This window comes from Planctomycetia bacterium, assembly GCA_015200345.1.
GTDB lineage: Bacteria > Planctomycetota > Phycisphaerae > UBA1845 > UTPLA1 > PLA3.
This window is the reverse complement of record CP054187.1, coordinates 378,534-399,918: the sequence shown is the minus strand read 5'-3', so window position 1 is coordinate 399,918 and position 21,385 is coordinate 378,534. Positions and strand designations below refer to the sequence as shown.

Annotated in this window: 19 protein-coding genes; 12 read left to right on the top strand and 7 right to left on the bottom strand. The window is 63.1% G+C overall.

Annotated elements, in window-relative coordinates; genetic code table 11:
* Positions 1-121: 121 nt before the first annotated feature.
* From HRU71_01860 to HRU71_01850, 3 genes are all read left to right on the top strand, one after another.
* Positions 122-1,414, top strand: a complete 1,293-nt coding sequence (locus HRU71_01860; protein QOJ02301.1) for a SpoIIE family protein phosphatase — start codon at positions 122-124, stop codon at positions 1,412-1,414.
* Positions 1,415-2,923, top strand: coding sequence for a hypothetical protein (locus HRU71_01855; protein ID QOJ02300.1), 1,509 nt, complete (start codon positions 1,415-1,417; stop codon positions 2,921-2,923). It begins immediately after the preceding gene.
* A gap of 1,291 nt (positions 2,924-4,214) precedes the next feature.
* Positions 4,215-5,012, top strand: coding sequence for an FG-GAP repeat protein (locus tag HRU71_01850; protein QOJ04896.1), 798 nt, complete (start codon positions 4,215-4,217; stop codon positions 5,010-5,012).
* A 181-nt stretch (positions 5,013-5,193) separates the two neighbouring features.
* On the opposite strand, the gene HRU71_01845 is transcribed toward HRU71_01850, so the two are convergent.
* Complete coding sequence (locus tag HRU71_01845; GenBank protein ID QOJ02299.1) at positions 5,194-6,327, bottom strand: SDR family oxidoreductase; 1,134 nt, start codon at positions 6,325-6,327, stop codon at positions 5,194-5,196.
* A gap of 452 nt (positions 6,328-6,779) precedes the next feature.
* Here HRU71_01845 and HRU71_01840 point away from each other — a divergent pair, with 452 nt between their 5' ends.
* Positions 6,780-7,181 carry a DUF1844 domain-containing protein gene (locus HRU71_01840; GenBank protein QOJ02298.1) on the top strand — a complete coding sequence of 134 codons (402 nt, stop codon included), beginning with the start codon at positions 6,780-6,782 and terminating at the stop codon, positions 7,179-7,181.
* A 7-nt stretch (positions 7,182-7,188) separates the two neighbouring features.
* Here the strand turns inward: HRU71_01840 and HRU71_01835 are convergent, their stop codons facing one another.
* Complete coding sequence (locus HRU71_01835; GenBank protein ID QOJ02297.1) at positions 7,189-8,301, bottom strand: exo-alpha-sialidase; 1,113 nt, start codon at positions 8,299-8,301, stop codon at positions 7,189-7,191.
* A gap of 21 nt (positions 8,302-8,322) precedes the next feature.
* The gene (locus tag HRU71_01830) at positions 8,323-8,592 is read right to left on the bottom strand and encodes a MoaD/ThiS family protein (GenBank protein ID QOJ02296.1); all 270 of its coding nucleotides are present in this window, start codon (positions 8,590-8,592) and stop codon (positions 8,323-8,325) included.
* 157 nt (positions 8,593-8,749) lie between these two features.
* On the opposite strand from HRU71_01830, the gene HRU71_01825 reads away from it, so the two are divergent.
* Entirely contained in the window at positions 8,750-9,214 is a 465-nt protein-coding gene (locus HRU71_01825) for a DUF309 domain-containing protein (GenBank protein ID QOJ02295.1), read from the top strand.
* 4 nt (positions 9,215-9,218) lie between these two features.
* On the opposite strand, the gene HRU71_01820 is transcribed toward HRU71_01825, so the two are convergent.
* The 4 genes from HRU71_01820 to HRU71_01805 form a co-directional block, all read right to left on the bottom strand.
* Positions 9,219-10,118: a sigma-70 family RNA polymerase sigma factor gene (locus tag HRU71_01820; protein QOJ02294.1), complete on the bottom strand. Its 900-nt coding sequence runs from the start codon at positions 10,116-10,118 to the stop codon at positions 9,219-9,221.
* Positions 10,119-10,205: 87 nt separating this feature from the next.
* Entirely contained in the window at positions 10,206-10,913 is a 708-nt protein-coding gene (locus HRU71_01815) for a hypothetical protein (GenBank protein QOJ02293.1), read from the bottom strand.
* The gene (locus HRU71_01810; GenBank protein ID QOJ02292.1) at positions 10,910-13,765 is read right to left on the bottom strand and encodes a serine/threonine protein kinase; all 2,856 of its coding nucleotides are present in this window, start codon (positions 13,763-13,765) and stop codon (positions 10,910-10,912) included. The genes HRU71_01815 and HRU71_01810 overlap by 4 nt, the downstream gene beginning before the upstream one ends.
* 45 nt (positions 13,766-13,810) lie before the next feature.
* Positions 13,811-14,767 carry an FHA domain-containing protein gene (locus HRU71_01805; protein ID QOJ02291.1) on the bottom strand — a complete coding sequence of 319 codons (957 nt, stop codon included), beginning with the start codon at positions 14,765-14,767 and terminating at the stop codon, positions 13,811-13,813.
* Positions 14,768-14,785: 18 nt separating this feature from the next.
* Between HRU71_01805 and HRU71_01800 the strand changes: the two genes are divergently transcribed.
* The 7 genes from HRU71_01800 (at position 14,786) to pyrF (ending at position 21,340) form a co-directional block, all read left to right on the top strand.
* A complete protein-coding gene (locus HRU71_01800) occupies positions 14,786-15,313 on the top strand; it encodes a hypothetical protein (GenBank protein ID QOJ02290.1) in 528 nt (175 codons plus the stop codon).
* A gap of 248 nt (positions 15,314-15,561) precedes the next feature.
* Complete coding sequence (locus HRU71_01795) at positions 15,562-15,882, top strand: hypothetical protein (protein QOJ02289.1); 321 nt, start codon at positions 15,562-15,564, stop codon at positions 15,880-15,882.
* A 181-nt stretch (positions 15,883-16,063) separates the two neighbouring features.
* Positions 16,064-17,476 (top strand): amidophosphoribosyltransferase, encoded by a 1,413-nt coding sequence (locus HRU71_01790; protein QOJ02288.1) that lies wholly within the window; start codon positions 16,064-16,066, stop codon positions 17,474-17,476.
* Positions 17,477-17,543: 67 nt separating this feature from the next.
* Positions 17,544-19,247 carry a tetratricopeptide repeat protein gene (locus HRU71_01785; protein ID QOJ02287.1) on the top strand — a complete coding sequence of 568 codons (1,704 nt, stop codon included), beginning with the start codon at positions 17,544-17,546 and terminating at the stop codon, positions 19,245-19,247.
* Between the two features lie 104 nt (positions 19,248-19,351).
* On the top strand, positions 19,352-19,921 hold the full coding sequence (locus tag HRU71_01780) for a hypothetical protein (protein ID QOJ02286.1): 570 nt from the start codon (positions 19,352-19,354) through the stop codon (positions 19,919-19,921).
* 73 nt (positions 19,922-19,994) lie between these two features.
* A complete protein-coding gene (locus HRU71_01775) occupies positions 19,995-20,357 on the top strand; it encodes a hypothetical protein (protein QOJ02285.1) in 363 nt (120 codons plus the stop codon).
* An 8-nt stretch (positions 20,358-20,365) separates the two neighbouring features.
* Complete coding sequence (pyrF, locus tag HRU71_01770) at positions 20,366-21,340, top strand: orotidine-5'-phosphate decarboxylase (protein ID QOJ02284.1); 975 nt, start codon at positions 20,366-20,368, stop codon at positions 21,338-21,340.
* The last annotated feature ends 45 nt before the right edge of the window (positions 21,341-21,385 follow it).

Here is a 21,385-nt window from a genome sequence, read left to right as displayed (position 1 = left end):
TTTCGCTGCCTCGGCCGGCATGGTCGCAATCTCACGAACGTCTGGTATGATGGAGGGTTTACCGGTGCGGACGCCGCCGCGCCGTGGACCGGGCAACTGGACCCGGTCCCGGGATCGTTCCATGAGCGTCACGAAACAAACGAGCGAGCCGAGCCGTCCGGTCGGCAGCGCGGAAAGCCGGCAGGTGGCCAACCTCCGGGCCGTGCTGGAGGTGTCGCGCGAGCTGGCGGCGATGGAAGAACTGACGACGCTCCTCTCGAAAATCGAGAAAGCGGCGTTGCGGGTGTTGGAGTGCGAGAGGGCGACGGTTTTCATTCTCGACCGCGAGCGCAACGAGCTGTACAGCCGCCTTGCCACCGGTGTGGATGAGATTCGCTTCAGCGCCGAGCGTGGCATCGCCGGCGAGGTCGTTCGTACCGGCGAAATCGTTGATGTGCCCGACGCCTACGCCGACCCGCGATTCAATCCCGAGATCGACCGCAAGACCGGTTTCAAGACGCGCAACATGATCAGCTTCCCGCTGCGCGGCTTCGATCACTCGATCATCGGCGTGCTCCAATTGCTCAATCGCACCGGCGGCGGAGACGCCTGGGACGGCGAACTGGTCAAGACGTTCGGGGCGCAGGTCGGCGTTGCCCTGCAACGCCAGTTGCTGATCGAGCACTTTACCGAGAAACAACGCCTCGAGCGCGATCTCGATATTGCCCGGACGATTCAACAGGGCCTCCTGCCCGACAAGCCCGCGGAAGTTGCCGGGTTTGACATCGCCGGGTGGAACAAGCCTGCCGATCAAACCGGCGGGGACTGCTACGACTATCTGCGCCTCAGCGAGGACACGCTTGCCGTCACAATCGCCGACGCGACCGGTCATGGGATCGGCCCGGCGCTGATGATCGCCGAATGCCGCGCGCTGTTTCGCGCCACGATCGGTCTCGCGCCCGACAACCTGACCGCGGCGGTTGAGCGTGTCAACAATCTGCTCTGCGAAGACCTGCCCGACGACCGGTTCGTCACGGCGTTCTTCGGGGTTGTCTCGGCGAAGCGGAGTGAGATGACCTACCTAAGCGCGGGGCATGGGCCTATCATTCGCTACACCCGCGCCGATGATCGCATCGAGGAATTCAAGGCCAACGGCGTACCGCTGGGGATCATGGCCGATGTGCCGTTTCCCGAGCCGGATGTCTTCAAAATGGCGCCGGGCGACATGATGATCGTCGTCACGGACGGGTTTTTTGAGTGGGCCGACGCGACGAAGAACCAATACGGCCTGGAACGGATGTACGATCTCATTCGCGCGAACCGCGACCGCAGCAGCGTCGACATCATCCGATTGCTGCACGAGTCCGTCCTCGAGTTCGCGCAGGGCACGCCGCAAAGCGACGATCTCACCGCCGTCATTGTCAAGCGAATCTAAATGCCCATCGCGCCAATTCTGTTTCGCACGTTACTGCCGCGACTTGGCCCGGTGCTCGTTATCGTCGGGTTGGCCGGTTGCGCCGAACCGGGACCGCGCCTGCTCGACGTGACCGATTCGGCGACTGCGCCGGCGCCGCGCGCGCTGGACACCAACCGGGACGGCTGCGCGGATTACTGGCAGCAATTCGACACAACCGGCCGCATTGTGTCCCTTGCGTTTGATACGAATGCCGACGGCTCACCCGATGAGTGCGTCGATCGCTCCGCGCCCAATGCCGGCGATCGTCATCTGGTCATCCTGCTGGACAGCATCCCGTTTGGTCTGGTCGAGGAGGCATGGAAGGCCGGACGCTTTCGGCTGTTCCATCCGCCCGGCAGGGTCATCAGTCCGTTCCCGGTGATGACCGATCTGTCTTTCTCCGAGTTGTTCGGTGTTTCGCCCAGTCCCGGCGTGGAGGCGTCGTACTACGACGGGCGGAGGCTGCGCGATGGGTACGAAGTCTATGCCCACGGCGGTAACGCAGGATGGAACGCGCAAGTGGATTATGCGCTGCGGCCGATTGTCCATGCGGTCGCCTATCTCAATCCGCGGAAATGGTACGACCATGAGTTGGGCAAGATTCAGCGGATGTTCCTTGGCGGGCGGGGTGATTTTCGCGGCTACGTGGTGACGACATCGGGCCTCGGCGCGTGGTATGGGCGCGCGGGGCACGCTCCGGCGCTGGAAAAACTCGACGCGGCATGCGAGTACATCCTGCATGCTTGTCGCGGTCGCGTGCAGATCACGTTGTTATCCGATCATGGGCACGTGTTGCAAAAGAGTCGGCGGATACCGCTGTCGAACCTGCTCGCGGAGAAGGGCTGGCACGTTGGGAGTCGCCTTTCGGATGAGCGCGACGTCGTCGTGCCCGAGTTCGGAGTGGTGAGCTGCGCGGCGATTCACACGCGGCGGCCGGCCGACGTCGCGCGCGATTGCATCGGCATCGACGGCGTGGAGCTGGCGATGTATCGAGAGTCGGGGCGCGGGGAGATCACCGTGTTGGGACGCAATGGTGAGACGGTGTTGCGGATGGATTCGCGCGGCCGGTTCGGGGTGAAATTGGTGCGTGGCGATCCGCTTCACCTGGCTGGCGCGGTGGAGTCGTTGCGCGCCGCGAGCAGGATGGACGCCGCGGGCTACGCGACCGACGCGGACTGGTCGCAGGTGATGGGCGAGGGGCAGGCCGGCGCGGGGACGTACCCCGATCCCATATATCGCATCTGGCGGGCGTTCAATGGGCTGGTGGAGAACGTTCCGGATGTCTATTTGAGCCTCGCCGACGGCTATCACTGCGGCAGCGAACTGATGACGCGCCTGGTCGACATTTCCGCGACGCACGGCGCGCTGAACGCGGTCAGCTCCACGGGCTTTGTGATGACGACGGCCGGCCCGCTGCCGCCGTCGGTTCGCATGCGCGATCTGGCAGGCGTGCTGAAATCGCTCGGCGTGCCGGTTCGCAAGCGATGACGATCGCGCGGGTGCCTTATCCTCGCGCAGCGAGGGTGGGGTCACGATGATGGAAATGTGGAGTGACTTGGCCGTCCATGCAATTGCCCTCATCGGGACCCCCGGACGCGACCGGGCTGCATCATCCCATTCTACTTGCTGACGCGCGGCTCACTTCGATTCCGCCGAATGTCGATGAACCGCGATGGCGGAAATGAGGCGGCTCGGACCGGTTCGGACCGCCGCGGACCAGCGCGAACCGGCGCGAACCCGCTCCTTCACGGTCGCGGCGCGATTCTCCTCTATATCCTTTGGCGTGACCAGATCGCCGCCTGATTCAGGCACCAAGGCCCATGTGCGACCGGCATTGATTACGGGGCCTGTCACGAAGGTTCTTCCGCTTGAGTTCGACCACTGTCTTCAGATAACATGAGAGCGTCGTTCGGGCATCGTGATCCTGGATGGTCCATCTTCGCGTCGCCCGATGGTCTCTGCTATTCCGCGGAGGAGTGCCATGCGACGCGGACGCATCCTGTCTATCCGTCTGTCCATCGTTGTTTACCTGACCCTTCCCCTTCTGATGACAGCCGCCGCCCGCGCAGCGAGCGGTCCGGCCGAATCCGGGCCATTTGATGACCGCGTGCCCGACGGGCTAAGCGCCTCCGACTGGTCGAGCATCCGCGCGGTGTATGAGGCCAATCGCCATGCGGCCTTCCCGGTCGCGGGCGGCTGGCAGGCCCGCAACCCCGGCCAGCAGTGGATCACGCGCTTCGACGGCCGCGGCTTTCTCACCGCGCCTGATTCCGGTGAGTGGTCGTGGGGGCTGGAGCTGGTGAGCTACGGCCGGGCGAATGATCCGAGCCGCGCGCGTGAGCAAGCGGGTTCGATTCGTGAACCCGCGTTCCCGTCGCGCGAACATGAAGAGGCCGCTTGCATAGGGTCGCGGTACGGACCGCCGGCCTGCGTCGAGGCCGCTGGCGGGCGCGTGTCGTATCAGTGGGACGACGCGCTGACCGAGTGGTACGTGAATGACCGGCGCGGTCTGGAGCACGGCTACACGGTGCACCGGCGGCCGGAGGTATCTCGAGTCGAGGCGTCCGCGCAACATGGCTGCGCCGCGCGGGCTGAAGCCCGCGGCTCTTTGGAGGAGCCATTGACATTCACCTTGGCGGTGCGTGGCGACCTGCGTCCGCGGGTGAGCGGGGACGGTCGGAATGTGACGTTTGTCGATCAATCCGGCGCGGCGGTGGTGACCTACGTGGGGCTGACGGTCTTCGATGCCGCCGGCAGGATCGTCCCTGCGTGGTTCGATATGCCCGAATCCAATCCGCCCTCCGACATCCGCCATCCGCCATTCCTCCGCATCGTCATCGACGATAGGGACGCGGTCTATCCGCTGACCATCGACCCGATCGCCCAGCAGGCCTATCTGAAGGCCTCCAACACCGGGGCGAACGACCAGTTCGGCCAGTCGGTGGCGGTCAGCGGCGACACGGTGGTGGTCGGGGCGTACCGGGAGGACAGCAGCGCCACCGGCGTGAACGGCAACCAGGCCGACAACAGCGCCGCGGATTCCGGGGCGGCCTACGTCTTCGTCCGCAGCGGCGGGGTCTGGAGCCAGCAGGCGTATCTGAAGGCCTCCAACACCGGGGCGGACGACCGATTCGGCAACTCCGTGTCCGTCAGCGGCGGCACCGTGGTGGTCGGGGCGTACCAAGAGGACAGCAGCGCCACCGGCGTGAACGGCAACGGAGCTGACAACAGCGCCAGCAACTCCGGCGCGGCCTACGTCTTCGTCCGCAGCAGCGGAGTCTGGAGCCAGCAGGCCTATCTGAAGGCCTCCAACACCGGGGCGACCGACCAGTTCGGCTACTCGGTGGCGGTCAGCGGCGACAACGTGGTAGTCGGGGCACCGGGCGAGGACAGCAGCGCTACGGGCGTGAACGGCAACGGAGCCAACAACAGCGCCGCGGATTCCGGGGCGGCCTACGTCTTCACGGGCGCGGGGCCGTCGTGCTGCCCCGGCGACATGAACGGAGACAACGTGGTCAACGGCCTGGACATCCAGCCGTTCATCGACAAGCTGCTAAGCGGAGGGGCCTGTCCTTAGCGTCGCGGGCGTGGAGCGCTTCACCGCCATCGACGGTCGAGAATGCCGGCCGCGGAAGGAGCCGATAAAGCAGAGATGTCCCCCGCCGCGGCTGGTGAATCACAGGTGAGACGCCGGTTCCAAAGGTGAAAGCGCATAGCGGCTTCACTTAGCGAGATCAACTCGCAATTCAGGAACCGCGTTAATGGGCGCGGGCGAGTCGGCCGGAGCGTGTTCCCCAGTTTCGTGAACGGGCGTAGTCCAGTAGCGTGGTGATACGGTCACGATCAAACGAAGGAAAGGTCAAGCCGCGCGAGGCGAGGAAGGCGAGGGTGTTGGAACAATCGAACCGCGGCAGGTGCCTCAATCGTGGCAAGAGCAGGTCGTACTTCTCCCACATGAGTGATTCGGGCGTGTTCACTTCGGCCTTGATTTCCTCGGGCGGGACGAAATAGCCCCCATGCAGACCAAAGTAATCTTCCATGCATGCCTTGAAGAATTCCCAGGTGGGCGGTGACGGATCGGCGACGTGATAGATGCGTCCGTGGAAGGCCGGATCGTCCATGATCCGCGCGATGGTCTTTGATGCGAAATCGACCGGGACGAGGTTCTGTATCTGATCGGTCGGGTAGCCTGGTATTCGCAAGGGGACGTAGGTCGTGTGGCCGTTGTTGCCGTTGTTTTGCTCTTTGAGCAGGCTGACGAGTCGAGCGAACTGGTAAAAGCCGCCGAACTGGGTCGTGTAGCCGTTGGCCGAGTCGCCGACGAGGAAGCTGGGACGGTAGACGGTCAGGCTGCGCTCGGGCAGGTTGGACCATTCGCGCAGCTTGTCCTCGGCGATCCACTTCGAGCGCTCGTAGTCGGTCTGGAATGTTGGCTGCGGGTAATGAAAAACCTCGCGCACCGTGCCTTGGGTGTAACCGCAGACGTAGGCCGTGCTGACGGCGTGAATGGAGCGGCAGCCGTGCCGCTCGGCCCATTCGATGATGGATTGGGTTCCCAGGACATTCGTTCGATGCGGCTCCTGGTTGCCGTTGGCGAGCAGTTGAAGGCATGCGGCGCAGGCGACGATTTCGTCGGTGCGTCCCCACGTCGGTTCAGGGAGTTCATCGGGCAAAGCGCCTGCGACCAGAACGAGTTGATCGGCATCGATGTATTCGTTGAGGTCGATCTCGAGCGGTCGCATCAGCTTTGTCAGCCGCTCGCGAGATTCAATCAGCGGCGCGCGGAGCATGACGACCATCCGCCTGCCGCTGCGTAGCAGGTCACGCAAGAGGTAATGGCCGAGGAAACCGGTCGCGCCGGTCAGGAACGTCGTGGGGGATTGATCGATCATTCGGTCTCTATGGCGAACGGTCCGGTGCGGCGAACCCGCAGCCGGCAATACTCTCCAAGACCCTTGAACCGGCCTGGCCGATAGCCTCAACGGCGTGGCAAACCGATCGGGGCAAGCGGCCGCCAAGGGACGGCCTGATTGGTGGGCGACTGTCCGCCAATGGACAAGTATTGACCGCGCCCGAAGCTTCAAATTGCAAGGGTGACATTATTAAGAATACGTGGAAGGTCCGCAAGGGGGCGGCGGCGGGAACTGGTAGCGATTGAGATTCGATTCGAGCATCAACCGCCAGTGAGTGGGTTCCTGGTCTTTCGGCATGGTCGAACAGGCTAGCTGTCATTTGGCTCGGTCCGAAGGGGGGGCAATGCCCGTTTTGGCGAGGGGGCACCGTTGCCGCCGCTGCGATTCAGGTTAAATTCGGGGTTTCGAATATTCAACAAGCGAGGAGGCAGATGAGCGACGAAAAAAAAATCATCATCGACGACGATTGGAAGCAGCAGGCGGCCCGGGAAAAAGAGCAGCTCGCGGCGGCGGTGGAGGAAAGCGTCGGTGGGAGCGAGGCGGGCGGACCCATGTCCGCGGGCGGCTTCGCCGGACTGGTGCAGTTGTTGGCCATGCAAGCACTGGTTGGTTTGGGAGGGTTTGCCGGACCAGGGGGGCAGGAGATTCCCCCGAACCTCGAACTGGCCAAGATGCATATTGATATGCTCGACCTGCTCGAGCAGAAGACGAAGGGCAACCTGACGCCCGACGAAAAAGCGATGCTCGACACGACGCTGCACCAGCTTCGCATCGCGTACGTCGAGTCGGTACAGGCGGCTGCGCCGATCCGGCCGGGCGGCGCGCCGCGGTGATCGGCGTTCATCCGAATCGCACGCAATACACCGGCGGCAAGTGCGCGGAGAGGTGGGTCCAGTGGTCGCCGCCGTTCTCGGTCACCCAGACCGAGCCGGTCGTGGTTCCGAACGCCAAACGGTCTCCTGTTTCATCGATGTCCAGCGCGTGGCGAAAGGCGATGTCGTAGGCGTGTTCCTGTGGCAACCCGTCGCGAAGCACGTCGAACGTCTGCCCGCCGTCGCGCGTGCGCGAAACAACGACGCGCGCATCGACTGGTACGCGCCGTTCATCCTTGACGGCGGGAACGAACCAGGCGGTCTTGCCGTCGCGCGGGTGAACGGCCACGGCGAATCCGAACCCGGACGGCGCGGCGTTCTTGACTTCGTGCCATGATTCGCAACCGTTCATGGTGACGAAGATGCCGTTGTGATGCTGCGCCCACAGCGCGTCGGGATTGGCCGCGCACTGAACGACGCGGTGCGGATCCTGTATGTCGGGCGCGCCGGCTTGTTCGGGCGGCATGTATTCAGCGCGCATGCCGTCGGCCTTGCAGGCCCACGAATGGCCGCCGTCGCGGGTCACCCAGACGCCGCCGCAGGAGATGCCGATGGTCACATGGCGGCTGTCATGAGGATGCACGCAAATGGAGTGAATGCCCGGCCAGTCCAGTCCGCCGCCGAACCATTTTCGACGAGAAGGGTGATCCCAAAGCGATTGAACGAGCGACCACGACGCGCCGGAATCGGTCGATTTGAACAGGCCGCCGGGCACGGTGCCGCACCAGAGCACGCCGGGTTCATCCGCTCCGCCGGCTTCGAGGGACCAGATCAATTCGAGTTTGTTGGGAACGGGCGTGCCGCGCATGGGGCAAAGCACCGGCTCCGCGCCGGCCGGCGGTTCGGGGTACGTCGGGACGGCGATTTCCTCCCAGGTCTTGCCGTCGTCGCGCGAGCGATGAATCTTGGAGCCGAAGTGGCCATGCGCCAGGGCCGCGTAGATTGCGCCGTCGCGCCGATCGGGCAGCATCATGGGAAGGTTGTCGCCGAAGAAATCGCATCGAGCGATCTTCCATCCGGCGGCACCTCGGAGTACGGTGAAAAGGCCTTTTCGTGTGGAGACAAAAAGACGATCTGCCATGGGACCTCCTTCATGGGGGACTTAGCCGCCGGACAGCGCCTGCATCACGTGAATTCGACTGCTCGCGCCGACCGGGTCCGTGAGGGCGACGCGGTCGCGAATCGGCTTGCCGTCGACAAAAATAACGATGTGCTTGCGCACTTCGCCGCGTTCATCGAGGACATAGCCGCGCAAGCGCTCCACCTCGGCGAAGACGGCGTCGAGCACCTCTCGCACGGACGACCCCGGCCGCTGCATCGGGGCGCAGGCGACATGGCGCTGGATGTTCTGCGTGAATTCAACGTGGGCCACGGTGGGCCACGGCGGGTCTCGGCAGGTTCCAGGTCGGCTCGCAGGAGGCCAAGTGTATCGCGGCCGAAGCCGATTTGGCAACTCGAAGCGGACCGCGGATTTGCCGCCGGGGCGCAATCCGTCGCCTCGAGCCATGGAGTCACGATACAATTCGCGGATGCAAAACGGGGTTTCACCATCTCGCGACGTTCATGCCGATCTGCTCGAGGAGCGCCGTATTTACTATGAAGGCATTGCCCTGTTTAACGAGGGGCAGTTCTTTGAAGCCCACGATACGTGGGAAGAAGCATGGAATCTGACGCGCGATCGTCGCCGCGAGCGCTTCTACCGAGCCTTGATTCAGTCGTCCGTCGTGCTGGAACTGCTTCGGCGCGGTCGAGCCGTCGGGGTGCGACAGGTGTTCGTCACGAGCCAGGAGTTGTTTGAGGGGTTGCCGGAGACGTTCATGGGGCTGTTGATTCCGCGGCATATCGACCATGTGCGTCGCGCGATCGAACCTGCACTGGTGGACTTGGAGACGCGTCACATCCAGATCGACCCGGCGAGATTGTTCCGAATTGAACTCGAATACGATCCCTTCTCGGAATCGCGCAATGGCGAAGCGGCGGAGTTGCCGCGTTGATTTGTCAGCGCGAACCCGTCGAGAGAAAGCCCACGCTTGACTGGAACATCCGCTCCGGCACGGCGGCATCCGATGCTTCGGCCGCTTCCGCCGCGAGATCGTCGCGATTGGCGAGGCACATCTCGCATTTGACGACATCAAGGTGAAAGGCCGTATACGATTGCCACGGCTCATCCAGCACGCCTAGCAGGAACGATCCGATGGTGCTGCGCTTGAGGCAGCTCAAGCGTCGCTCGCGCCAGACGCGGGCGATGGTGGCATCGGACGACACCACCTCGTCCAGCAGGCCGCGGTCTTCGGCTTCGAGTTGGTCAAGCATTTCTCGCAAGGTTCCCAAGGCACGGAACTTCACGCCGGCGATGGCTTTCTCATCCCGTCCGAGCAGATCAGCCGCCTCTTTGTTTCGCAAGCCGACGTAGAACAGCAGCTCGATCACCTGGAGATCCTCGAGCTTTCCTCGATCACGAAACGACTCGATCAGTCCGCGGAGCAACGTGGCGATGACGTGCTCCTGCCGCGCGACGCGCTCGCGGTGCATGACCGATTGACTGGGCGTTTCAGACACGGCTGGTTCGAGCGGTCGGGAGGATTCGTCGGCGTCGAAGCCCGGTGCCGGCGCGCCGCCGCGGCGCTTTTTTTCCAGGGCCTCGCCGATCTTGTACCGCACGATGGCGAAGAGATAGGTTTCGAGCGAACGCTCGGGGTCGTAGTGGGGCAGGCTCGTCAGAAACCCGAGAAACGTTTCCTGAAGCGCGTCCTCCGCCTCGCCGACGCCGCGCAACCGCGTGCGCGCGAAGGCCAACAGTCGGCCGGAGTATCGATCAATGAGTTGCTTCCAGGCACGCTGATCGCCGGAGCGAATGGCGGCGACGAGAAAGGCATCGGCGTCGGAGTCTTTTTCCAAGGCAAGCGATCCCGGATTAGAATGGGGCGAAACGTCGTCGCAGCGCTTCGAACTGGAAGCAACATTCGCGACGTCTCCGGGCGGCGCCTAGACGGCTCGACCATACCACGACAGCACGCAGCAGACCGCGATGAACGCCGCCACCACGCCGATCCGGACGGGCCAAGTATAACGCCCGCGCCGCCGTGCGTCGATGAATCCATATGCCATCAATACAAACAACGCAATGATTGCCGAACGACCGACGTAGTTCGGCGGGATGACGCCGCGCCAGGCCAACGCCAGGCCGATGAGGGACGCGAGGGTCATCGCGCCGATCCAGTTCTTCGTCGACGGGTCGGCATGAAACAACCCCATCGCGAGGGCGGCGCCGAGCAGCGCCAGCATGACCAGCGCCAGGGCGCCGAAGGCATTGACCTGCGCGGCGACGCGGCTTTCCGGCTGGCGAGGCGGTTTCGGTGCTGCGGGGGACTTCGCTGCAACGTCAGGGACGCTCCCGACGTTAACCACCAGCTCGGTTTCATCGATCGGTACGTTCACCGATTCAATATTCTTGTTCGCATCAAGATGATCTGTATCGCTCGACAGGTCGACCGATGACTTCACGCCGCGCTGGAGCGACTCGTATTCAGCACGAATGGACAAGGCCTTTCGCCGCAGGTCTTCGGCTCTCTGTCTTTCGCCGGCCGCCTGATAGCCGCTAAGCAGGACAGCGCTGACGGACAACATGGTCACCGCGCCGGCTGTGGCGATGAGGGCGGTATGCACCCAGCTTTTTCTTTGAGGGCGGCTCATGCGCGCGCCTCCACCCCGAAGGGCGAGATCGCGTCGCGCCCATTGAGGATCCGCTGCAAGTCGACCAACTCGTCCTTGAGGAGGGTGAGCATCTTCTGGCTGGGCTGGTTGAAGTCGGCTTCGAGGTCAAGCCGGCAAGTGACGCGGTGGTCTCCGTTGTCCAGCCGGTAGGCTGCGATGTTGACGCGCGTCTTCCATTTCTGAATGTCGGATTGCCAAAGATGCGACATCCACTGGCCGCGCGCAAAGCACCAGAGCAGTTCGGAGCGGTTCTCAAGCTGATACCCCAGCAGCGCCATGTGGCGTTCCATGATGGACGAGAGCGGCACGGATGAATCAACGTCAAAGACGCGCTTGATGGGAAGTTCGATCTTCTGCGCCGGCTCACGTCGATCGCGGCCCTTCCAGAATCCCGCGACAATCATGCCGACCGAGCCTATTCCGAGCGGGATGCAGGTCGGCGGGGCGATGTCTTCCATGTCGTTGCCGCTAAGCGTGATTCCGAAGATCGTCAGGAGGACGCCGGTCAGGACCAGTCCTGCGACGCCGGCGAACTTGAGCCGGCTGGCGAGTCGATTCCGGCGGAATGCCTCATCGCGCGTCTGGGGCGGCGCGGCGGTCAGCGGCGGCGGCGACGGGATAAACCAGACAAAGAGCGAGATCATGGCGCCAAAGAGCAAAAAGCCCAGAGCGATGAATTGCGATTCGCCGTCGAGCTTGAGCAATCCCATGGCCGCACCGGCCGATGAAGCGGTGGCTGTGCCGAGGAAAAAGATGCCGGGTCGGATGACGCCGCGCCAAAGGCCGATGCGATACTTTCGAAGGGCGCGAGTCAGTGCGAAGAGGAAACCGTTCTCCGCGACGATGCCGCAGAGGACGGAAATCGCCTGGTCATCGCCTCTCATCTCGGGCATGAAGGCCTGCGCGGCGAAACAGAGAATTGCCGTGCATTGCAGGACTCCCGCACAGAGAAGCCACAGGGCGCGGACTCCGCTGCTCCGCGGAATCTGCGATGCCCGATGTTCTTCCACGGCAGACTCATGTTGCAACGGCGCCGCGTTCGGATCGTCGCCGCCGATCTTCCATGTGGCACGGCGGTTCTTGCTGCCGCCGTCATCGCCGGTCCCCATTTCCACGGCGACAAAGGGGCGGAGTGAATCGTTCGCACCGGCAACTGGCGCTTCGGACGCGGTTTCCAATCCCTCCTGCGCGTAGGAGTTTGATCCCGCGATGGCTGCCGGAATCACTTCACCCTGGGACATTGGAAACATGCCAGCGACCGCCTGAAGCGTGAGCGAGGCCGCCGCCGCGATGCCGCCGATCGTCGCTGCGTCGTGGTTCGTGAAGATCGCGCCGCAGATCAGGCCGCAGATGCCGGCATAGAAGGCCGAGCCGAGTGACACCACGCCGCGCCGGCCGACGTAGAGCCGCCCGTCCCAGTCACAAAAGAGCATGACCGGCACCATGGCCCGCGCCCAGTTGTCCAGCCCGCCCCACATCGCGCTGTTGCCCATCATGGCGATCCACGCGAACGCTGCCATCAGCACGCGGGGGATAAATGCTCCTTGTGCGTTGAGGCGACCATAACCGAGCCATGTGCCCAGCCAGACACCCTGAACGACGGCGAGCATCTCCGTGAAGATGATCGTTGAAGCGACGACCTGCGAACCGCCTCGTTCCGGCGTGACGAAGCTGATGCCGATCGAAAGGCCGCACGCGATCAATAGGGCGACAACGAGCTTCTCGACCGGGCTGCCGCGCGGCGCTGTGTGGTCGATGTATTTCCGCGCGGCGTTGCCGATGAGCCGGCCCGTCAACCGCTCCGCGAGGCGCGGCAGGCGGCTGCCAACCTTCGGCGACTCGCCAAAGCGATCGGACGTGCGCCCGGTGCGGGGAATGATGGGCGGCGGCAAGGGTCCGCCGACGTTGCTGCTGCCTGCACCGACGACGGCGACGCCGCCGGGCCGGGGCGATGCGGACAGGGTTGCGTTGATGTCCTGCGCGACGCGGCGCGCGGCCTGCGAAAGACTGGCCGGTTCAAACGCGGCGACGGATTCATCAAGCGAGGCGACGCTGAACAGATCGGCGATCAATTCCCCGACGGTCTGGTAGCGGTCCTTGGGGTCCTTGGCGAGTGCCTTACGAATGACATCAGGGAATGGGGCAGGAAGATCGTCGACTGCGGGCTGCGCAGTGAGGTGCTTCATCAGCACTTCTCCCATCGTGGCCCCGGCGAACGGCACGCGGCCCAGGAGCATCTCGTACAACATGACGCCGAGCGCGTAGATATCAATCGTGCGATCGTAGTTGCCGCTGCCGACCTCCGGCGCCATATAGTGCACGGTGCCGACCGAAACGGTCTGACCGGAATGCTGGCTGGCGGCCATCATCTTCGCCAGACCGTAGTCGCCGATTTTAACGAAGCCGTCTTCGTAGAAGATGTTGCCGGGCTTGAGATCGCGATGAACGATGCCGCGGTCATGCAGATACGCCAGGCCCTTTCCGATTTCCCGCGTCAGGTAGGCGGCCTTCTGCGGCCCCAGGCCACTGGGGGCGTCGTTCAGCAAATCGCGCAGCGATGGACCGTTGACGAATTCCATCACGACGAAGTAATCGCCGTCTGTGTTCTGACGAATGTCGTGAATCCCGACGAGGTAGGGGCTTTTGAGATTCAGGCAGTGCTGGACGCCGCGCAGCTCCACGGCCGGGTTCTCGCGCAGGTACTTCAGCGCGACTTCCTTGCCGCCGTCGCTCGTGGCGTAATAGACCTCGCCGAAGCCGCCGCGGCCGACCCCGCGCAGGATTGTGTATCCCGGCAGCGGTCGATCACCCTGACTGAATGCAAAGGCCATGACGTGCGATCCTTCACGGGCGGCGCGTGTCGCAGCAACCGTGTCTCAACCCACCACTCGTCCCGGCGAAACCGAGCGATCCAACGCGGCCATGCTCAACCGAAGGTCTCCGATGACTAACGGTGATCCGAGGGCAATCGTTCGCGGTGTTTCATGGCCGGACATCGGCTTCGCAAGGATCTGCCCATCCCGCTCCAGCAGAACCACGCCGCCCGTGCCACCGGGGAGCACAACGTGCGCATCGCGCGAGGGCGCCATGATCAGAGGCCCGCCCCAGAGCACGACGCGGCGAGACTCGCACGTTGTGCGAATGCCTTCTCCCAGGTCGAGCAAGCTGGTAACGCTCTTGGAGCTGGGGCGCAGGTAGCGCAACTTCACCCGCGAACCCAGTCGGATACGGTCATCGTGTTGCAGCAATGCGTGTTCGACCTTTCGACCGGCCAATTCCACTCCGTGAACGCCGGCAATGAAATAATCTTCGCCCGAGCGAATGATCTGCGCCTGCCGTTCGGACAAATCGGCAAACAACTCAAGATCCGCCGTGGCCCCCGGCCCGGCGCGGCCGATGGTTACGCGGTCGCCTCGAAGCAACAGAAACGTACCCACCCCATCGATGCGCAGCACGAGCCGGCGTGGCAGGCCGTTGCCCGGTGATTCGATCAGAAGGCTATTCGCTGCGGGATGCACGGGGGGCGCCGCGCCCGGCGCGGCCGCTGTCGCGTGCATGGGGTGGCGCGGCGCGTCGTCGGGCGTCATGGTGATTCCCGCCGGCATCCGCCCGTCAGAGATCAGGCCAAGCGGGCCGCTTAGCAAGGACTGTCGGCATTCCTGCAACGAATCGAGGCGTGCCTGACAATCTGTGAGCCAGTCGGCGGCAAGCCCCAGCTGCGTGATCCGGCCGACCAGCACACGCGCTTCGGCGAACCGGTCGTTATGCAATGCCTGACTTGCCTGCTGCGCCAAATGCAAGGCGGATTCGAGCGTAGATCGTTCTGCGTTCATGTGAGCAGCCCCGGCAACTTGTTGAACGAGCGACCGGGCCTGCGCCAGGCGGCCGTTGAGAAACGCTTCCAGCGCCTTGGGCAACAATTCGGTTGCCAGCGCTTCGGCTGCAGCGACTCGAGCCTGTTCATCGGCTGCATGGGCCTCTTTCATGGCCGACCGGGCGCGTGCGCGCCACGGTTCGACTCGTGCTTCGTCGACGCCGCACGACGCTGCATGATCGAAATCCGATATGGCCTCCGTGAATCGACGCGAGAGCAGGTGCTCCTGGCCGCGGGTCATCAGGGCTTCCGCAAGTCGAGCGAGCAAAGATTCGGCTTCGGCAGGCGGACGGCCTTTGTGTCTGGAAAGCAGTCGAACCGCATCGTCCAGCCGACCTTCATCGAGAGCCTGCGTCGCACTGCGAATTCGATCATTAGCAAGGCGGCCGAACATGGGTTGGGCTTCCGTGGTCTTCGCTTCCTAAATGCTTGTCGCATCGTTCATTATAACCGCGTGCGGGCCGACCGGGGGCTGGCGCATGCTTGTACTCAAGAAAGGGATTGAGCCGCGGTTCGCGAATATTGTCGGACGGGTATTGCAAAACTAACGCCGCGAACCGGCCAGTGTCTAATGCATCGTTCGAGCAGGATGCTGGGGCCGATTGCCCCAGGCAGACTCCTGATCGAACTTCAATCCGAACCCGAAAAAATCCCGGCCGCAGGCTGGGAGGAAAAAACCATCCGCCGGCCACGGCGACCGGGCTGACCTGCGCGCGACGAGGCCAAGCCTGGGAAGAGAGAAGGGAGTCAACCATGAACGCTCGCAAGTGGGTAACAAAGGTCGTACTGACGTTGGCGCTGTTGGCGGTTGTGTGGCCGGCTTCGGGCTGCCGCCGGGGATATCGAGGCGGGAATTATACCGATGTCTCGGTCGGCCTGGGGTTCCTCGATTTTGGCGGGTATGACTTCGGCGGCTGGGACTTCTGGAGCGACGAAGAAGTCTATTATGACGAAGGTTACTACGACAGCGGGTACTACGAGGACGGGTACTACTACGAAGACGGGTACGGCTGGTACGACGACGGCTGGAAGAAGAAGAACGGCTCTACTGCGGCTGGTTTGAAGAAACCGTGACCGGCTGTTCACGCTCAATTGCAACAAGGCCCGGTTGATTTTGACCAGGCGCATCCAATCGATTATTCTTCCATGCACGGGCCGGCGGCGAATGCCGCCGGTCTCGTGCATGGAGCAAGCGGTGCCGCGACAGCCGTTGCCGATCCTATCCGATCCGCGGGCCACGTCCCGACAATCCTCGATGCCCGAGATTCGGCATCACTGCGGCCTCTTCGCGGTCTGGGGCCATCCCGATGCCGCAGCGCTCACCTACCTCGGGATTTACGCTCAACAACATCGCGGCCAGGAAGCGGCGGGGATTTGTTCGCTGCGCGAGGGACGAATCGACCGGCACGCCGGGCAGGGGCTTGTTACGCGCGTTTTTGATGAGGCGGCTATTGCGCGACTTCGCGGAGACGCCGCCGTCGGCCATGTCCGCTATTCGACGACCGGCTCCTGCAACGACGCGAACTGCCAGCCGCTGCTGGTGACGTGTGCCTCCGGCCAGGTCGCCGTGGCACACAATGGCAATCTCATCAACGCCGCAGCGCTGCGACGGCAATACGAAGGCCAGGGCGCCATCTTTCAGACCACGAGCGACACCGAGGTCATTCTTCACATGCTTGCCGACCCGGCGCACGCGCACGCGGACGACCCGCTGGCCAGCGTGCTGCGGCAGTTGAACGGCGCGTATTGCCTGCTCTTCATCTTTGCAGATCGGATTGAGGCGGCGCGCGATCCTTTCGGCGTGCGCCCGATGTGCATCGGCCGGCTGCCCGACGGGGCCTGGGTGATCGCAAGCGAAACGTGCGCGCTGGACATGGTCGACGCCGAGTACGTCCGCGACGTCGCGCCGGGAGAGATCGTCACGCTGAATGACGCCGGACTCACAAGTCGCTTCTTCGTCGACACGGGAGCGATTCGCCCGGCCCATTGCATCTTCGAGTACGTCTATTTCGCCGACCCGTCCAGCGATATCTTCGGGCAGAATGTTCATGCGTATCGCGTCGCGCTTGGGCGGCAACTGGCACGCGAGGCGCCGGCCGATGCCGACTTGGTGATCCCCGTGCCCAATTGCGCCCGCTGCGCGGCCATCGGTTACAGCGATGAAAGCGGTATCAGCCGCGGTCGCGGCTTCACGACCAGCCACTACTCCGGCCGCAGCTTCATCATGCCGACGCAGCCGATGCGCGATCTCGCGGTTCGTATGAAGCTGAACGTGATCCGCGAAGCCGTCCGCGATAAACGGCTCGTCGTGGTTGAAGACTCCGTGGTGCGCGGCACGACGACGCGCGGCAAAATGGGAGCGCTTCGCCGGGCCGGGGCCAAGGCGATTCACCTGCGCGTCGCCAGCCCGCCGATTCGCCATCCGTGCTATTACGGCATCGACTTCCCTGATCAGCGAGAATTGATCGCTACGGATCGCGAGATCGAGCAGATTCGCCAGTACCTCGAAGTGGATTCACTTTCCTATCTATCACTGGACGGCATGTTGTCTTGTGCGAAGCACGCCCCGGGCCACTACTGCACCGCTTGTTTCAGCGGCCGCTACCCGATGCCGGTCGACCAGCCGGTCGGCAAACTTCGATTCGAGAAACACTCCAGCATGGTGTGACGCGATGCCCCGGTCCCGCCGTGCATCCGCCTCTTCATCGCCCGCGGCCCCGGCCGAACCCTCCGTCATGCCGACTTGGCAGCGCATCGCCGCGCCGCTTGCGATTGGTTTGATCGGCGCATTAGCGTATTCCAACAGCTTTCAGGGCGTCTTCATCTACGACGATTTTCACGCTATTCAGCAAAATAGCTATATACGATCGTTGCGAACGGCTTTCGCGGCGCCGCCGCAATCGTCGTTGGCCGGCCGGCCGATCACAGCGGCTACCTTTGCACTGACCTACGCCTTGTTTGAGCTAGACGTCCGCGGATACCACATGGTGAATCTTGCAATCCACCTGCTCGCTGCCCTGGCGCTGTTCGGCGTTGTGCATCGTGCGATGCAATCGCCGGCCCTGCGGGATCGATTTGCCCTCCATGCAGGGGCGCTGGCGCTCGCGACGGCCGGACTATGGGTTGTGCATCCGCTGCAAACACAGGCGGTCACCTACATCATCCAGCGAAGCGAATCGCTCGTCGGTCTGTTTTATCTGGTTACGCTCTATTGCTCGATCCGCGCGATGCAGCACGGCCGGTTTTCCGTCTGGACGGTTGCCGCGGTGTTGGCCTGCGCGTTGGGAATGGGCTCGAAGGAAGTCATGGCCTCTGCGCCGGTTACGGTGCTTCTTATTGACGCGCTGTTGTTCGCGCGCTCGTATCGTTTCGCCCTGCTGAAGCGATGGAGCCTCTATCTGGGGCTGACGGCCGGCTGGTTCATTCTGGCGGCGCTCATGGCTGGCGGCCCGCGCTCCGAATCCGTGGGTTTCGGCTTGAACGAAATATCCTCGATTGGCTATTTCCGGACCCAGCCGGGAGTAATCCTGCATTACTTGGGTTTAGCATTATGGCCTCGAACGCTCGTGCTGGATTATGCCTGGCCTGTGGCGACTTCATTATCACAGTATGGGTTTCCGTTCTTCGTTCTGACGGCTGCGGGATTGCTCACCGCATGGGGCGTGTGTCGTCGCAGGGCGTGGTCCCTGTTGCCCGCGTCCTTTCTCATCATCCTCGCGCCGACCTCCAGCTTCGTACCGATTAACGACCTCTGCTTTGAGCATCGGATGTACGTTCCGTTGGCGGCGGTCATCCTCGGAATCGTCCTCACGGCTTTTTGGCTCCTCTCGCGATTGCCCTCCGCGGCGCGACGCCCGATCGGTGTCGCGGTGTGCTTGCTTGCCGTCGCCGCGCTTGCATCGCGCACGCACGCTCGAAATGCCGACTACCACGATGCGCTGCACCTCTGGTCCATTACCGTTCAGCAGCGGCCCGACAACGCGCGGGCGCTCTCCGCGCTGGCGACGGAGTACCTCACACGCGAACAATACGCGGAGGCCGTGCCGCTTTATGAGCGAGCCGTCGAGCTGGAACCCAAGAGCTGGCGCTATCTGGAGAACCTCGGGCGAGCTTATTACAAGGCCAAGCGGCATCAGGAATCAGTGGCCGCTTATCAAAAGGCGATTGACCTGGCCCCTTGGCAGTATACGCTTCACTACAATCTCGGCGTGTGCTTCTTCGACATGAAACGCTACGAAGACGCGATGCAGAGCTACGTGCGGGCTTTGCGATGCGACCCCAAGGCCTATCAGGCGCACTTCAATCTGGCCAACACGTTTCTGATGCTCAATCGACCGCGTGAGGCCGAAGCGGCTTACCGGCGCGTGCTCGAACTCAAGCCCGGTTTCGAGAAGGCCGTCGCGGCCCTGGAGCGATTGAAGCAACAGGGCGGTGGGTAGATTGTTTCGTCCCGGCTGGAAGAATGGCCCTGCTTTGCAGGCTCGATTGGATGGGTATAATCGCGCTGGACGGGGCGGTTGCCCGGTCATCAGGGATGGTCTTCATGCAAACGCGACATGGATCGGTGCGGCGTCTGGGAATGTTTCTGTTGCTGGCAGGCCTGATGTCGCCGGCGTGTCATCGTGGCGCGATCGGCGAATCCGCAGACGGTCCGTCCGGGGACGAGTTGATTCAGTACTACAGCCCGCGCAGTTTGAAAATACTTCCATTCACCAAGCCTCGCAGTTTCGACAGCGACGCCGTGCCCGATGGAATCGGCGTGTCGCTGCGCACCCTGGACGGCGCGGGCGATCCGGTCAAAGCCTATGGCACGTTCATGTTCGAGTTGTACGCCTATCGCCCGGCGATCGGAACGCACAAGGGTCCGCTGATCCGCAGTTGGACCCAGCCGGTTGTCAACATCGATCAGCAGAAGCAATTCTGGGAACGCGTCACGACGACGTATGAGTTCCAGTTGAGTTGGGAAGGTCAACCCCTGGCGCCGCAACAGAAGTATGTGCTCGTGGCGACGTTCCAATCGCCCGGCAGCGAACGGTTGTTCGACGAGTACACGTTTGAGTTCGCCGTGCACCGGGAGGAGATTCTCGACGCATTGACCGGCAGCGGCCGATGAGCCCGCCTCGCGCGGCATCAGGCCATTGAACCTGACAGCGGAATGCCATGAGTCGTCAGCAAGGAGCATGACCATGAAACCGGCAATGATGGGGCTTGCGATCGTGATCGCGGGAACACTGATTCTCGGTTGCGCGCCTGACAAGTTGACACGTCAGAACTACGACACGATCCGCGAAGGCGCGTCCGACAAGACCGAGGTGGAACTGACGCTCGGCAAGGACTACATCAATCGCGGTGATCAATGGGAGTACGAGCGAGAGGACAAGCACCTTTCGGTCGTGATTTACTTCGACAACGACGGACGCGTCACACGGAAAGAGTGGATCGACGCGAAGACCGGCGAGTGGGAGGGCGCGGCTCCCGGTATCGACGAAACCCCGCAGGGTCGTCCGGCCGGCGAATCCACGCGCACGACCACCATCAAGAAAGACTGATTCAAACCATGGCAGTTGGGTTTGCGGATCGGCTCCTCACGGCGATAGAGGCCCGGCGCGCGCCGGCTGTCGTGGCGCTCGATCCGGTCTGGGAGTTGCTGCCCGAACCGCTTACGCGCGGCGCGGCGTTGGGCGATGCGCAGGCGGTTCTCGCCGGCATTCGGGCGTTCTCACGTCGAATCATTGAGGTCATCGCGCCGATCGTGCCGGCAGTAAAGATCAATAGCGCCTATTTCGAACGCTACCATTCGGCAGGCGTGGCGCTCTTTGATGAGTTGATCGGCTACGCCAGGCAATGCGGTCTCATCACGATCGCGGATTGTAAGCGAGGCGATGTCGGGCACACGGCGGAGATGTACGCCCGTGCTTGTTTGGGGGAGTGGGGGGCGTCCGCAGAGGCGATCCGGCTTGCTCCAGAAGCGCCTTCATTCAGTGTGCATGCGGACGCCGTGACGGTCAATGGATACTTCGGGCTGGACGGCGTGAAGCCTTTCATCGATGCGGCCCGCGCACATGGACGAGGCGTTTTCGTATTGGTGCGCACGTCCAATCCTTCCGCGGCGACCATTCAGGATGTCGCGCTCGCCGATGGCCGCAAGGTTCACGAAGCTGTGGCGGCGCAGGTTGACGCCTGGAGCCGCGAGCCGGCATTGCTTGGGGAACTCGGTTACTCCGCGATCGGCGCCGTCGTGGCAACGCGTGACAAGTATGATGCAGCGAGGCTTCGTGCGCGGATGCCTGCGTCGATTTTTCTCGTGCCGGGTTACGGCGCGCAGGGCGGGCAGGCAGCCGACTTTGCGCCGTATTTCGACACGTCCGGTCGTGGCGCTCTGATCGCGGCGGGGCGATCGGTCATATTCGCCTACCGAGAGGTAGCACATCGGGCAGCGTGTGCGGACGATTGGCCGAGTGCGGTCGAGTCGGCCTGTCGAACCTTTGCCGGCGATGTTTCGACGCTGACCGGGTCCACCCGGCTGCGCTGACTTGGAGTTCCAACTACAATGCCTGGTTGTCGCACATTTCAGACA